This window comes from Phormidesmis sp. 146-20 (genome assembly GCF_052939475.1).
The window spans coordinates 1-13,139 of sequence record NZ_JBJPHT010000014.1 but is presented as its reverse complement, the minus strand read 5'-3'; the positions used below and the strand labels follow the sequence as shown (position 1 = coordinate 13,139).

The following is a 13,139-nucleotide window of genomic DNA, read 5'->3' as shown; positions in this document are numbered from 1 at the left end:
TTAAGAAGTGTTGCTTTTGTCAGCAAGGCTTGACATTGTTTCCATTCCTGGTTCGCCCCAAAATTCAAAGTGAGTCAGGTTTGTGGTCTGGATCACATTGTAAAAGTTTGTAATAGTGCAAGTTTGTCTAGCAAACCGATGAGGCCGCAAGTTGATGTTCTGATAGTTCGATCGCTAGATCGATCGCCGCTTTCAAACTAGTCGCCTCTGCAACTCCTCGCCCTGCGATGTCAAAGGCCGTTCCGTGGTCAGGAGAAGTCCGAATAAAGGGCAGCCCGATCGACGTATTTACGGCACGATCAAATGCCATCAGCTTCACCGGAATCAAACCCTGGTCATGGTAGAGCGCCAAGTAGCCATCGTGAGCCATTCCCTGACTGCCATACCAACATTGTCCCGGCTTCACCCAGAGCGTATCCGGCGGAATTAAGCCATCTAGCTGAGTGTTGGGAAAGCGAACACACATTTCTTCTAACCACGTTACCATCCAATCCTGTTCTTCGCGACCGAGTTGTCCCTGTTCTCCACTGTGCGGATTTAGGCCCGCGATCGCGATTTTTGGACGGTTGAGGCCAAAATCTCGCTGCAAGCAGTCGATCAGCAATTCTAGTTTGAGGGTCAACAAGTCTGGAGTCAGTGCGTCGGCCACCTGGCGTAGAGGAATGTGAGTCGTCGCTAACAGGGTTCTCAACGTCCAACCAGTGTGAGGCGATCGAGCGACAAACAACATGCCAAATCGAGTCACGCCTGCCCGCTCTGCCAGCAGTTCGGTTTGCCCTGGGTAAAAGTGTCCGGCCGCTTTCCAGGCAGATTTGGCGATCGGCGCGGTGACAATTCCCTCAAAGTTGCCTGCCAAGGTTTGAGTGATCGCCGTTTCTAAATATTGAAAGCTCGCTTCGCCACTGGCCGCATTACCCTCGCCTGGGATAATTTGCGACTCTAATGCTGCTGTTAGCGGTACCTCCAACACATTTAAGCGATCGGGATGCGCCAGCAAACAAACAGAATGAAGGCGATCGTAGGTTTTTTGAAGTTGAGACCGGGTGCCCACGATCGTGACAGACGCTTTTTGGGCAACCGTATCGTCGGCCAGCGCCTTTAACACAACTTCAGCACCAATTCCAGCAGGGTCGCCAACCGGGATTACCAGACGAGAGCGTTTCAGAACCATAAAAAATTAGAAACTAAAAAACAAGCCCCAGGAAAATGTCTATTCTCACCTTCGACAGCGTGGCGCAAAGACGACCTTTATTCCTGAGGAGGCACTACTCAACTGGTTTACAATACTTTTGTAGGGATTTAGATATTACTAGGTAACCATACTCATTTGACAAGAGTAAAGTCTTCCCGGTGACAATCGTCCCGTCCCCATCAATTTAGGAGAATTGAATTCATGGCTGGAGAAATTTTTACAACGGCTTTCTTCGCATTTACGCTAATTTTAGTCGGTCTGAGCCTGGGCTTTTTACTGCTCAAAATTCAAGGCGGCGAAGAGTAGCCAATAGGGGACTGAAGAATCTGGACATTCTAGCCTTCAGTCTTCTTCATCTAGATGCTCGGCGACTTCTCGATACAGATTAAACACATGGCTGTCTTTGAGGTAGTAAAAAACGTTGCGCCCTTGCTTGCGGTAGCCGACCAGACGCATCGATCGCAGGGCCCGAAGTTGGTGAGACACGGCAGACTCACTCATTTTGACAGCCGTTGCCAGATCACACACGCAAAGCTCATGAGTTGCCAGCGCTGAGAGAATTCTCAACCGATTGGCATCTCCCAACAGCGCAAAAAACTCTGCCATTCGCTGGGCTTTTTCGACACTGACAATGCTGCGATTGAGTTGGCGAACATGGCTCAGATCTACCGGGTGCTGGACTTCACAATTCAACCTTTCTGTCGCCTTTGGTTGGTCTTTGTCAGGCGCACCCATCGAAAGGGAGTTGAGATTCGACATAACATTCAACCCAAATCGCTCAACAACTTAGTCCTATTCCAGGGTAGCGTAATTGACCTCGAAACAACTTAGAGCAGAGCGGCTTTGGACTCAGCGGCTTTGGATTCAGTGAGTGACCCTGCAACAGATCGGGTAGGATTGTAAACACTTACCTGAGAATCTAATCTGCTTTGGGAAAAAACCAATTTTGACGATAATTTCTGATAAGATTTGACAAAAAGTTAACAATTCGTCACGAACTCCTCATGACCTTATTAATTGTGGGTGCCACTGGTACCTTGGGAAGACAGGTGACTCGTCGCGCTCTAGATGAGGGTTACGAAGTGCGCTGTCTCGTTCGCAGTCTCAAAAAAGCGGCTTTCTTAAAGGAATGGGGCGCGGAGTTAGTCACGGGTGATCTGTGTAAGCCTGATACCCTACCCGCAGCCTTGGAGGGCGTAAGCGCGATCGTCGATGCTGCTACCGCACGAGCCACCGACTCTCTCAGCATCAGACAGGTGGATTGGGACGGTAAGGTCAACTTGATTCAAGCTGCCAAGACCGCAGGCATCGATCGCTACATTTTCTTCTCCATCCTGGACGCGGAAAAATTTCCGGACGTACCGTTGATGGATATTAAAGCTTGTACAGAAAAACTTCTGCTTGAGTCAGGGCTAAACTACACGATTTTGCGACCTTGTGGCTTTTTGCAGGGTTTGATTGGTCAATACGCCATCCCGATTCTCGAAAGTCAAGCAGTCTGGGTGATGGGAGACACGTCGCCGATCGCTTATATGGATACGCAAGATGTCGCCAAATTTGCCGTTCAAGCGCTCAAAGTGCCTGAGACTGAGCAAAAATCTTTTCCCGTTGTGGGCGCTCGTGCTTGGGGCGCTTATGAAATCATTCGGCTGTGCGAACGGTTGTCTGGTAAAGAAGCGAGAGTCTCCACGATGCCGATCGGCTTGCTGCGGGCCATTCGTCGATTTGCGCGATTCTTTCAATGGACTTGGAATATTGCCGATCGACTTGCCTTTACCGAAGTCGTGGCCACCGGAAAGGCCCTCGATGCCTCAATGGGGGATGTCTACAAAACCTTTGGGCTGGAGCAGTCAGAAATGACGACTCTGGAAGCCTACATGCAGGACTACTTTGGACGCATCCTCAAAAAGCTGAAGGAAGTGGAATACGCCCAGGAAAAAGCGAAAAATAAGAAAAAGAAAGTCGCCAAAGACGGGAGAACTTATCCAAAGTTTTAAGGTTTGAGCAATGAGTTTTTGAGTTGTCTCTAATTCAAAGCTCATTGTCCAGAACAGATTGCTGAACTGGAATGTTATATTCCGAAATACCCGATTAATTAGATACGGACTTTTTTTGTGCCCAAGGCTGGCATCATTTACAACGACGACAAACCCATCGCTTGTCAAGCTGCGGCTGCACTAAAAGACAAGCTAAATTTGCGCGGGTGGGAAGTTATTTTGGCCACCGGAAGTGGGGGAATTTTGGGCTATTCCAATCCTTCGAGTCCAGTCTGTCATACGCCGATCGACACCATTTCACCGCCAGGGTTTGATCCAGAAATGAGCTTCGCGATCGTGCTGGGCGGCGACGGAACCGTTCTCTCGGCATTTCGTCAAGTCGCACCAAGTGGCATTCCGCTATTGGCCGTCAACACAGGACACATGGGGTTTCTCACTGAGATTTTGCTTGATAAGATGCCAGAAGCGATCGAGGCGGTGCTCTCTGGCGACTACGAGATCGAGGAACGCACCATGCTCAAAGTGCAAATTCTCCGAGATGAGGTCTCACTTTGGGAAGCGCTTTGTTTGAACGAAGTCGTGCTGCATCGAGAACCGCTGACCAGTATGTGTCATTTTGAAGTGGCGATCGGGCGACACACCCCGGTTGACATTGCTGCCGATGGGCTGATTTTGGCGACTCCGACCGGATCGACTGCCTATTCGCTTTCGGCGGGTGGCCCAGTCGTAAAGCCGGGGGTTCCTGTACTGATTTTGGTGCCGATTTGTCCACACTCTCTGGCATCTCGCGCGCTGGTGTTTGCCAATAGTGAGCCTGTGACGATTTTTCCGGCGACTCCCAATCGGTTGGTGCTGACGGCAGACGGTAATGCGGGTTGTTATGTGTTGTCGGATGATTGTGTGCGGGTGGAGCGATCAGACTATCCGGCTCGATTTGTGCGTCTGCGTCCGCCAGAATTTTTTCATGCGCTGCGCGACAAGCTCGGCTGGGGGTTGCCACACGTTGCTAAACCGACTTGAGAAAAAATCGAGAAGGCTGTGCAGAACTTTGCCCACAATCAGGGCCAGGCGCGAAACTCAAAATTCAAATCGCTTCGAGACGTGCTAAAACAATGGGGAACCTCACTAAAGATACATTTCAGTATAGAAAATCCTCTGTCCCCCAGGCATTCTCTTATGAGTACCACTCTCGAACTCAACCCCTGCGTGCTGATCATCGAAACGGATGAAGCGCTGGCCCAAAGTGTCAGTCTAGATCTGCAAGAATCGGGCTATGACACGATCGTTGCCCACGATTCTCCCAGTGGTTTGCGTCATGCGACAGAACGGCACCCGGCTTTGATTGTGGTCGATCGACTGCTCAGTGGAGACTCAGGACTGACCTTTTGCAGTCATCTTCGCAATACGGGGGCGCGGATTCCGGTGCTGTTGATGATGGCAAAAGATAGCGTTGAAGATCGGGTGGCTTGCCTAGAAGCGGGAGCCGACGATTATTTTCTCAAGCCCTATCGCAGCGATGATTTTCTCAAGCTCGTCAAGCTTTATCTACAACCTGAAACCCCTGGCAATGAGCAGTTGAGATTTGGAGATCTGATTTTGGATCTTTCAACTCGTCAGGCTTTAAGAAATGGACGGGCGATCGACCTGACGATGAAGGAGTTTGAGTTACTCAAGTATCTGATGGAGCACCCCCGCGAAGTTCTGACTCGTGAGCAAATTTTGGAAAATGTTTGGGGATACGATTTTGTGGGCGAGTCCAATGTGATTGAGGTTTACATTCGCTATCTACGTCTAAAAATTGAAGACGAAGGCGAAAAGCGGCTGATTCAAACCGTGCGCGGGGTTGGCTATGTGTTGCGTGAAGCTTGAGGCGAAAGAATGGGAAAGCGGAATTTTGTTCAAACCAGCGTGATGGGGCTTGGGTTAAGTGTAGTGCTGATGGGTTGCGCGCTCTCGACAGCGGACACTTCAACCCAGGCTTCCGATGTCCCGATTGTGCAGGCGGCGATGGCTCAAGACTTACCCATTACAGCGATCGCTGACGTTGCCGGAAAGAAGATTCAGCTAGAAGTCGCCAATACCCCTCAAGAGCAAGCGACTGGATTGATGGGTCGCACCAGCTTGGGAGACGATCGCGGCATGTTGTTTCCCTTTAATCCGCCTCGCCCGGTGCAGTTTTGGATGAAAAATACGCTGATCAGTTTGGACATGATCTTTGTGCGTCAAGGGGTTGTCAAGGCGATCGCGGTTGATGTGCCTCCCTGCAAGTCTGACCCCTGTCCTGTGTATGGCTCAGGAGATGAAGTGGTTGATCAGGTCATTGAGGTGAGCGGCGGACGATCGAAAGCGCTGGGTTTAAAGGTGGGTGATCGGCTTCCCGTTCAGTTTCTCAAATCAGACTCCAAAAAGCCTTAAAAATCGTACCGCATTAGTCGTCTCGCTCCCTTCAAAAATTTCTGTCTCGTATAAATTTTTCGTGCAGATATTTTTTAATGGAGCGGAATGATGGATACTGAAATTTAGAGGCTTTCGCACGTCATATTTGATACTTTGAGCAGCCGTACTGAAGCCGAATCCCTCTCAAGATAGAGGACTCACATCCGGGAAGGGTCTATTCTTGATCCCCAAGCAATCTATATCGGGGATCATCTCTGAGCCTTGATTGAGCGCGATCGTGACGAGGTGTGAGTGTGGGTCGATTTGCGTAAATAGTCCAGATCAAAGAGTGGCTACCTGTGGGTGTTCATTAAACGCAATGTTTGTCCACAATGGGACTCACTCAGGAGATGAGAGAAAAATGGCACCTGCAACTCACCTTAAATTTATTCGCTTTTTGCGAGAAGAATTGGCGATTTCTGACTCGTCGATCGCCTTTGCACTGCGCCACCGTGAGCAAAATAACGGCCCGTTGCCGATGATTCTCTGGCAATACGGACTGGTGACATTGGAGCAGCTCGATCGCATCTACGATTGGCTAGAATCAGCCGTTAGTTAGATAAATAATTCTCTAACTCAAGATTGAATAGCCTGAAAAGTCATCTGGCTATCCCGTGAAAATTTTATTTTTGGATCAAAGTGGCAAATCCGGGGGCGCAGAACTCTGTCTATTAGACATTGCCCAATCGCTTCAAACGCAGTGTCTCGTCGGTTTGCTTGAAGATGGCCCCTTTAAAGACTTGCTTCAAGAAAATCAGATCCCCGTCCAGGTGTTGGGTCGCGAGCCTATACAAGTTCGCAAAGACAGTGGTTGGCGCACAGGGTTGAGGAGTCTGGGGCAGATGATTCCCCTGATCGTAGAAGTCGCCAAGGTCAGCCGCCACTACGATCTGATTTACGCCAATACGCCAAAAGCGCTCGTAGTCGGAGCGTTGGTCAGCTTGATCACTCGGCGATCGCTGGTTTATCATCTACACGACATTCTCTCAACCGAACACTTTAGCCCGACAAATCTGCGGCTGGCGGTAACTCTGGCTAACCGATCAACGCTGGTCATCGCCAACTCTCAAGCCAGTCGATCAGCCTTTATCGCAGCAGGCGGCCGGTCAGAAATTACGCAAGTCGTCTACAACGGATTTCGACCAGAGCAGTATCGAGGTGAAGATTCTTCTCTTCGCGCAGAGTTGGGATTAGAAAATCGCTTTGTCATCGGTCACTTTAGCCGTCTCTCTCCCTGGAAAGGGCAGCATGTTTTGCTAGAGGCGCTCACTCAGTGCCCCGATGTCACCGCCATTTTTGTGGGAGATGCCCTGTTTGGAGAGCAAGCTTATGTCAAACAGCTTCACCATCAGGTTGAGGAATGGGGACTAAACGATCGCGTCCGTTTTTTAGGATTTCAATCCAATGTGGTGCCGCTGATGCAAGCCTGTGATCTGATTGCTCACACCTCAACAGCCGCCGAACCCTTTGGGCGAGTCATTGTCGAAGCGATGCTCTGTGGAAAACCGACGATCGCAGCCAAAGCAGGCGGCGCATTAGAATTAGTCACTCATGGAATCAACGGTTGGCTAGTCACCCCAGGAGACGCTGCCCAACTCGCAGACCTGATCCAGCAGATTCGGCAAGACTGGCAGGGAGCGATCGCCATTGCTGATCACGCCCAAACCCAAGCGGGCGATCGCTTTCACCTTGACCAGACCAACCTGCAAATTCATCAACTGCTGACACAGGTCTTGCAAGAGGAGTGCCCTTTGACGCAGGTCGCTTGATCGAGAACAGTCCACAGCAAACCGGATTGAAAGTCACTAAGCATCGCTCACACAGCCCCTAAATCGGCAAAGAACGACGCTCAAAATTCCGTCAAAAGGACTCAAGAGATAGGCAGATTGATAGAGGCGGTGGTCTTACAAATCCTCAAGGGAGTCTCACTTCTGGGAGAGGTATTTGATCACGAGTCGGGTCATCCTCATGAAGGTTGGCGCATATGAATATATGACACTCAAACAGACTTCGGTAGGTGTGTTTCTTCCAGCTTTAGCAGGAGGGGGTGCAGAAAAGGCAATGTTACATCTGGCACAGGGTTTGGCAGAGCGGGGAATCAAGACTGATCTGGTGCTGGCAGAGGCAGAAGGCGATTATTTGGAGCAGGTTTCGTCGAATGTCAGGCTGGTTGATCTCAAGTCCAAATTTCCGATCGTACTCTCCAAAACCCTGGCACTCCAACGCTATTTGCAACGAGAACAGCCGACCGTCTTGTTTTCAGCGTTGGATATTGTCAGTTCTTCTCTCTGGGCAAAGTGGGGATCAAGAGTGCCAACTCGCGTCGTGATGTGTGTCCAAACTTACTTGTCGGAACAGTTTAGACATGACGAATCCAGCACGCTCAAAAAACTCCGCCCTCAGATGGTGCGCTGGCTGTATCCGCGATCGGACGAGCTTGTGGCCGCCTCCAAGGGCACGGCTGCTGATCTGGCACAGATTATCGATTTACCGCTCGATCGAATTCGCGTCATTTATAATCCCGTCGTCACGCCAGACGTTTTAGAAAAAAGTCAAGCAGCCGTCGATCATCCCTGGTTTGCGCCTGGAGAACTGCCCGTGATTTTGGGTGTAGGTCGTCTGGTTAACCAAAAGGACTTTTCTAATCTGATCAACGCTTTTGCCCAAGTGCGAAGAGTGCGCCCGGCGCGGTTGATGATTCTAGGCGAAGGAGAACAGCGCCAACTATTAGAAGATCTGGTTCTCAAACTGGGTTTAGAAAACGATGTAGCCATGCCGGGATTTGTGGACAACCCTTACGCCTACATGTCAAAAGTGGCTGTATTTGCGCTGTCTTCTAAATATGAAGGATTTGGCAATGTGGTGGCTGAAGCGATCGCCACGGGTACGCCTGTCGTCTCGACCGATTGCCCCAGCGGCCCCGCCGAAATTTTGGACAACGGCAATTATGGAAAACTGGTGCCTGTCTGCGATTCGTCCGCTCTGGCCGAGGCCATTCTAGAAACGCTGAATCATCCCATTGACCGAGGAATCTTGAGGCGACGATCGCTAGACTTTTCAACCGATTGCGTCGTCGATCAGTACATGGAAGTTTTAGAACGCATCACCCAAAACAACTGATGAGAATCCTGCATGTCCTCAACGATATTGAAAAGCTGGGTAACGGCATTATCAACGCAGCGATCGATCTGGCGTGTTTGCAGTCTCGATCGGGGCATGAGGTGGCGATCGCATCTGGCGGCGGTGAATATGAAACGCTGCTCACTCAGTTTGGCATTCAGCATTTCAGGTTTGACCAGCGCAGACGGCCGATTCCTTTGATGAAAGCGATCGGGCGGTTTGGAGAAATCATTCGCAGATTTGAGCCAGAAATTGTTCATACCCACATGATGACGGGCGTGGTCTTGGCCAGACTGCTCAAGGGAACTGCAAACTACTTGATCGTTTCTACGGTTCACAATGAATTTCAGCGCAGTGCAATTTTGATGGGGCTGGCTGATCGCGTGATTGCCATCAGTCAAGCCGTCGCGATTTCGATGCAAAAGCGAGGAATTTCACCTGACAAACTGCGCGTCGTCGCCAACGGAACGTTAGGCAGTCCTCGGACTCCTCCCCTCCCAACTATCGAACCTGTAGCCTTGCAGCATCCTGCGATCGTCACCGTAGCCGGAATGTTTCGTCGTAAGGGCATTACGAATCTGATTCAGGCGTTTGGTCAACTGGCAAGCCGCTTTCCAACCGCTCATTTATATCTAGTCGGAGACGGGCCAGATCGACCTGAATTTGAACAACTCGCCCGTCAAGCCCCCTTTGGCGATCGCATCCACTTTGAAGGCTTTCAACCAGAACCTCAGCGTTATCTATTGGCGACCGACATTTTTGTGCTGGCTTCGCACCGAGAGCCGTTTGGTTTAGTTCTGTCTGAAGCGCGGGAGGCCGGATGCGCGATCGTCGCCAGCGATGTAGACGGCATTCCTGAAGTGCTGGAACAGGGACGCAGAGGACTTTTGGTGCCGCCAAGAAACGAAATGGCTTTGGCCAACGCATTGTCTCAACTGCTGTCAAACCCAGAAAGCCTACGAAATTGGCAATATCAGTCTCAGCAAAATCTAGAGTGGCTAACCGTCGATCGAGTGCATCGAGAAACGCTAAAAATTTACCAGGGGGCGATCGCTCCCGTTGGGCTATCTGTTCTCAAAGGAGAAGCGCGATGATCAAAAAAACGGCACTCTGGCTGACGGTGACGATCGGATGGGTCAGTCTAGCGACTCCAACACTTGCTCAAACCGCTCCCACGGCTCAACCTGCCGCGCCCGTTATGGCAGACGAAGGTTATTTATTAGGAGCGGGCGATCGCCTCAAGCTCGACATTTTTAGCGTTCCAGAGTACAGCGGCGAATATCAAGTGCTGGCAGATGGCACCTTAAATCTTCCTTTAGCTGGAAGTGTGGCAGTCCGAGGATTGACGCTCAAACAGGCTTCTGGTGCGATTTCTAGACAATATCAAGAATGGCTGGCCCGTCCGGTGATTACCGTTAGCTTGCTGGCTTCGCGGCCGATTCAAGTCTCTGTCGCGGGAGAAGTGCCTCGTCCCGGTTCGTACACCACAACGCTCACTGAATCGGGCATTCCCACGCTGACCAAAATGGTGCAACTGGCAGGCGGAGTCAACCAATCAGCCGATCTGCAACGAGTACAAATCATTCGTCGCAAACCCGGACAAAATGCAGGCACCCAGACCTTGAATGTGGATTTGCGGCAACTGCTGCGATCGGGCGACATTAGTCAAGATTTACCGTTACGAGATGGCGATCGCATTCTCATTCCCGCAGCGACGGCGATCAATGTAGACGAAGCAAACCTGATTGCCAACTCCAGCATTTCGGTCAGCAATGATCAGCCGCTCAGTATTATCGTCGCAGGCGAGGTCAATCGTCCGGGCCCACACAGCATTCGGGGAGAAGTCACCCCTCAAACTGGAGCAGGCGGCCCAACGGCAACTGTGAGCCAAAAGATTCAGGTGCCCACCGTGACCAGAGCGCTACAACTGGCAGGAGGCATTACGGGAGCCGCCAACATTCGTGATATTGAGGTGCGCCGAAGAACGAATTCTGGAGGCGAACAGATCGTGAGAGTCAATCTGTTTCAACTGATTCAGGCCGGGGATGCGCGACAGGATATTCCTTTACAAAATGGCGATCGCGTCATCGTTCCCACAGCGACCGCGTTGACTCCCCAAGATGCCGCCACGATCGCCAGAGCCAGTTTTTCGCCCGACTCGATCAATGTGACGATCGCAGGAGAAGTGATCAAGCCTGGAACGCTCCAGTTGCCCACCAACACAACTTTGAATCAGGCACTTCTGGCCGCTGGGGGCTTTAATCCTCGTGCCAAGAAGCGATCGGTCGAATTTCTCCGCCTCAATCCCAATGGAACCGTCGAACGCCGCTCGATCGCTCTGGACTTTAATCAAGGCATCAACGACCAGACCAATCCACCATTGCGAAATAACGATACGATCGTCGTCGGCAAATCAGGCCTCGCTGGAATTGGGGATGCTTTGGGCACCGTCTTTTCTCCACTCACAGGCATTTTGGGCATCTTTAATTTCTTTCGTTAATTGGTAAAACTGGTAAAACTCAACCCACAAACGTCCCTAGTGCGGGTGGTTTCGTCGCTCAGAAGCGGAACCTCTGCGCTAGGATCTTGTTATGCAGATTGTCTCAATAGAAAGCCAGGGAATTCAGAATTTGGACTTTAGACAGACGTGAATTCGATGAGAGTTTTTTCGCTTCGTTGTTCACCGCTTCTGCCCCCAACCCCCCAATTTTGGGGGACTTTCAGAGAGGAACTCTGGTTCAAAGTCCCTCACTCGTGGGGGATTTAGGGGGCGTTCCCGGATCTAAAAGCGAAGCGTTCATCGAACTGACGTTAAACAGAGACAGATTTCAGTCTTTAGTCCAGCGTCTAACGTCTAACGCCCAGCATCTTTCTACTTACTTTTCTAGACTGATTATTCTCTCTTATCTATTTGATTTGCCAAACCTATTAAATCAGTCTTTACTTCCAGCCAACCTTGTGAAGTTGGGACTACACTGTGTAGACGGACAAGCCTACTCGTTTGTAGGTTCAGAATGAGAAATCGGAATTGGCTCAGAGACGCGGAAAACTCATGAATCACGACCCTTCTATCCATCCTTCTAAACGACTTGACTATCCTTTTGGTGTGGGAGCATTCTGGTATTTTCGCGTCGATTCCCAATTAGCCAAGCTGACTACTTCACTGGGGAGCGTGCGCGTTTGCCCCTTGAGAAACTGCAAAACAGCCGCTCTGTAGATGATCGAATGGTATAGGGGGTGAAGTAGATGAGCGAGTTAGACCGTTGTTATCGAATTTTGGGACTTGAGCCTGGCGCTTCGACCGAAGAGGTGAATCAGGCGTACAAAGACTTGGTGTTTATTTGGCATCCCGATCGTTTGCCAAAAGATAATTCTCGCCTGCTGCAAAAAGCGGAAGAAAAGCTAAAGGAAATCAACCATGCAAGGGATACTTTGAGATCTCACGGGCGCGATCGCAAACCTCAACCCCAGCCCGCTCAGTCTCGTCCTCCAGCTTCCAGCTATTATCAGTCTTACTATTACCGTCCGCCTCAAGCGTCACAAACGCATCAAAACGCGCAACATTCCACCAACGGGCATTCCACTCAGTCTAAAACTCACACCAACGGACATTCTGCCTCGGGCCATTCGCAAAATCATTCGCAAAATCACTCTCAGAGCCACGCTCAGAATGGTCACACCAAACACGAGCAAAAACCTCACCAATCAACGGAGCAGAGTTACTACACCCAGTCTCACTATCGAGCGGAATATCATCGCCCCCAGACACCGCCCACACCACCCCCTGCGCCTCACCCGCCTCAGTCTTACTATTCTCAGCAGTATTATCGCCAGTCTCAGACACCGCCCCGGCCCAGTACGCCCGACTTGAGCGGCTCTGATCTACATGGAGCAAACCTGCAAGAAAAAGATCTGTCAGGTCGCAATCTCAGCCACGCCAACTTGAGCAACGCCAACCTGAGTGATGCCTTTTTGCACAAGGTCAATTTAGAAGGTGCCAATTTGTTTAAGGCCAACCTGTTTCGGGCAAATCTGTTGGGGGCCAATTTGAGCAAAGCAGATCTGCGAGAAACGAATTTAATTGGCGCGGATTTTAGTGGAGCCGACTTACGGGGAGCCGATTTGCGCGGGGCAAAGATTGGGTTTGACGATCGCATTATGGTCAAACTCACGGGAGCCTTTCTCACCGGAGCCATCATGCCCAACGGCAAGGTTCACGAGTGAATTTTGACACCAAACTCTACACCAAACTCTACGGAATTGCGCTCAAAGATCTGTAGGTGTTAAGGATAAACATCAGGGGAATCCTGAGACTAGTCTTTTAACGTGAATTCGATGAAGTTTTCTCGCTTCGTTATTCAGCACTTCTGCCCCCCAACCCCCCAATTTTGGGG

General features: G+C 50.6%; 13 protein-coding genes. 11 read left to right on the top strand and 2 right to left on the bottom strand.

What is annotated here, in order from left to right; genetic code table 11:
• Positions 1 to 127: 127 nt before the first annotated feature.
• Positions 128 to 1,171 carry a 4-hydroxythreonine-4-phosphate dehydrogenase PdxA gene (pdxA, locus tag ACKFKH_RS13410; protein WP_446858808.1) on the bottom strand — a complete coding sequence of 348 codons (1,044 nt, stop codon included), beginning with the start codon at positions 1,169 to 1,171 and terminating at the stop codon, positions 128 to 130.
• A gap of 222 nt (positions 1,172 to 1,393) precedes the next feature.
• On the opposite strand from pdxA, the gene petM reads away from it, so the two are divergent.
• Positions 1,394 to 1,498 (top strand): cytochrome b6-f complex subunit PetM, encoded by a 105-nt coding sequence (gene petM, locus ACKFKH_RS13405; RefSeq protein WP_446858807.1) that lies wholly within the window; start codon positions 1,394 to 1,396, stop codon positions 1,496 to 1,498.
• Positions 1,499 to 1,534: 36 nt separating this feature from the next.
• Here petM and ACKFKH_RS13400 read toward each other — a convergent pair whose 3' ends face one another.
• Positions 1,535 to 1,951 (bottom strand): ArsR/SmtB family transcription factor, encoded by a 417-nt coding sequence (locus tag ACKFKH_RS13400; protein ID WP_446858806.1) that lies wholly within the window; start codon positions 1,949 to 1,951, stop codon positions 1,535 to 1,537.
• Positions 1,952 to 2,196: 245 nt separating this feature from the next.
• Between ACKFKH_RS13400 and ACKFKH_RS13395 the strand changes: the two genes are divergently transcribed.
• The 10 genes from ACKFKH_RS13395 (at position 2,197) to ACKFKH_RS13350 (ending at position 12,969) form a co-directional block, all read left to right on the top strand.
• Complete coding sequence (locus tag ACKFKH_RS13395) at positions 2,197 to 3,189, top strand: SDR family oxidoreductase (protein ID WP_446858805.1); 993 nt, start codon at positions 2,197 to 2,199, stop codon at positions 3,187 to 3,189.
• Between the two features lie 117 nt (positions 3,190 to 3,306).
• Positions 3,307 to 4,209 (top strand): NAD(+) kinase, encoded by a 903-nt coding sequence (locus ACKFKH_RS13390; protein WP_446858804.1) that lies wholly within the window; start codon positions 3,307 to 3,309, stop codon positions 4,207 to 4,209.
• 156 nt (positions 4,210 to 4,365) lie between these two features.
• Positions 4,366 to 5,058: a response regulator transcription factor NblR gene (gene nblR, locus ACKFKH_RS13385; RefSeq protein ID WP_446858803.1), complete on the top strand. Its 693-nt coding sequence runs from the start codon at positions 4,366 to 4,368 to the stop codon at positions 5,056 to 5,058.
• 9 nt (positions 5,059 to 5,067) lie between these two features.
• Positions 5,068 to 5,604 (top strand): DUF192 domain-containing protein, encoded by a 537-nt coding sequence (locus ACKFKH_RS13380; protein WP_446858802.1) that lies wholly within the window; start codon positions 5,068 to 5,070, stop codon positions 5,602 to 5,604.
• Between the two features lie 382 nt (positions 5,605 to 5,986).
• A complete protein-coding gene (locus ACKFKH_RS13375; RefSeq protein WP_446858801.1) occupies positions 5,987 to 6,184 on the top strand; it encodes a DUF2949 domain-containing protein in 198 nt (65 codons plus the stop codon).
• Positions 6,185 to 6,239: 55 nt separating this feature from the next.
• Positions 6,240 to 7,394 carry a glycosyltransferase gene (locus ACKFKH_RS13370; protein ID WP_446858800.1) on the top strand — a complete coding sequence of 385 codons (1,155 nt, stop codon included), beginning with the start codon at positions 6,240 to 6,242 and terminating at the stop codon, positions 7,392 to 7,394.
• Between the two features lie 199 nt (positions 7,395 to 7,593).
• Positions 7,594 to 8,745 (top strand): glycosyltransferase, encoded by a 1,152-nt coding sequence (locus ACKFKH_RS13365; protein WP_446858799.1) that lies wholly within the window; start codon positions 7,594 to 7,596, stop codon positions 8,743 to 8,745.
• The gene (locus ACKFKH_RS13360) at positions 8,745 to 9,839 is read left to right on the top strand and encodes a glycosyltransferase family 4 protein (RefSeq protein WP_446858798.1); all 1,095 of its coding nucleotides are present in this window, start codon (positions 8,745 to 8,747) and stop codon (positions 9,837 to 9,839) included. The genes ACKFKH_RS13365 and ACKFKH_RS13360 overlap by 1 nt, the downstream gene beginning before the upstream one ends.
• Complete coding sequence (locus ACKFKH_RS13355) at positions 9,836 to 11,245, top strand: SLBB domain-containing protein (RefSeq protein WP_446858797.1); 1,410 nt, start codon at positions 9,836 to 9,838, stop codon at positions 11,243 to 11,245. The genes ACKFKH_RS13360 and ACKFKH_RS13355 overlap by 4 nt, the downstream gene beginning before the upstream one ends.
• 746 nt (positions 11,246 to 11,991) lie before the next feature.
• Positions 11,992 to 12,969 carry a pentapeptide repeat-containing protein gene (locus tag ACKFKH_RS13350; RefSeq protein ID WP_446858796.1) on the top strand — a complete coding sequence of 326 codons (978 nt, stop codon included), beginning with the start codon at positions 11,992 to 11,994 and terminating at the stop codon, positions 12,967 to 12,969.
• The last annotated feature ends 170 nt before the right edge of the window (positions 12,970 to 13,139 follow it).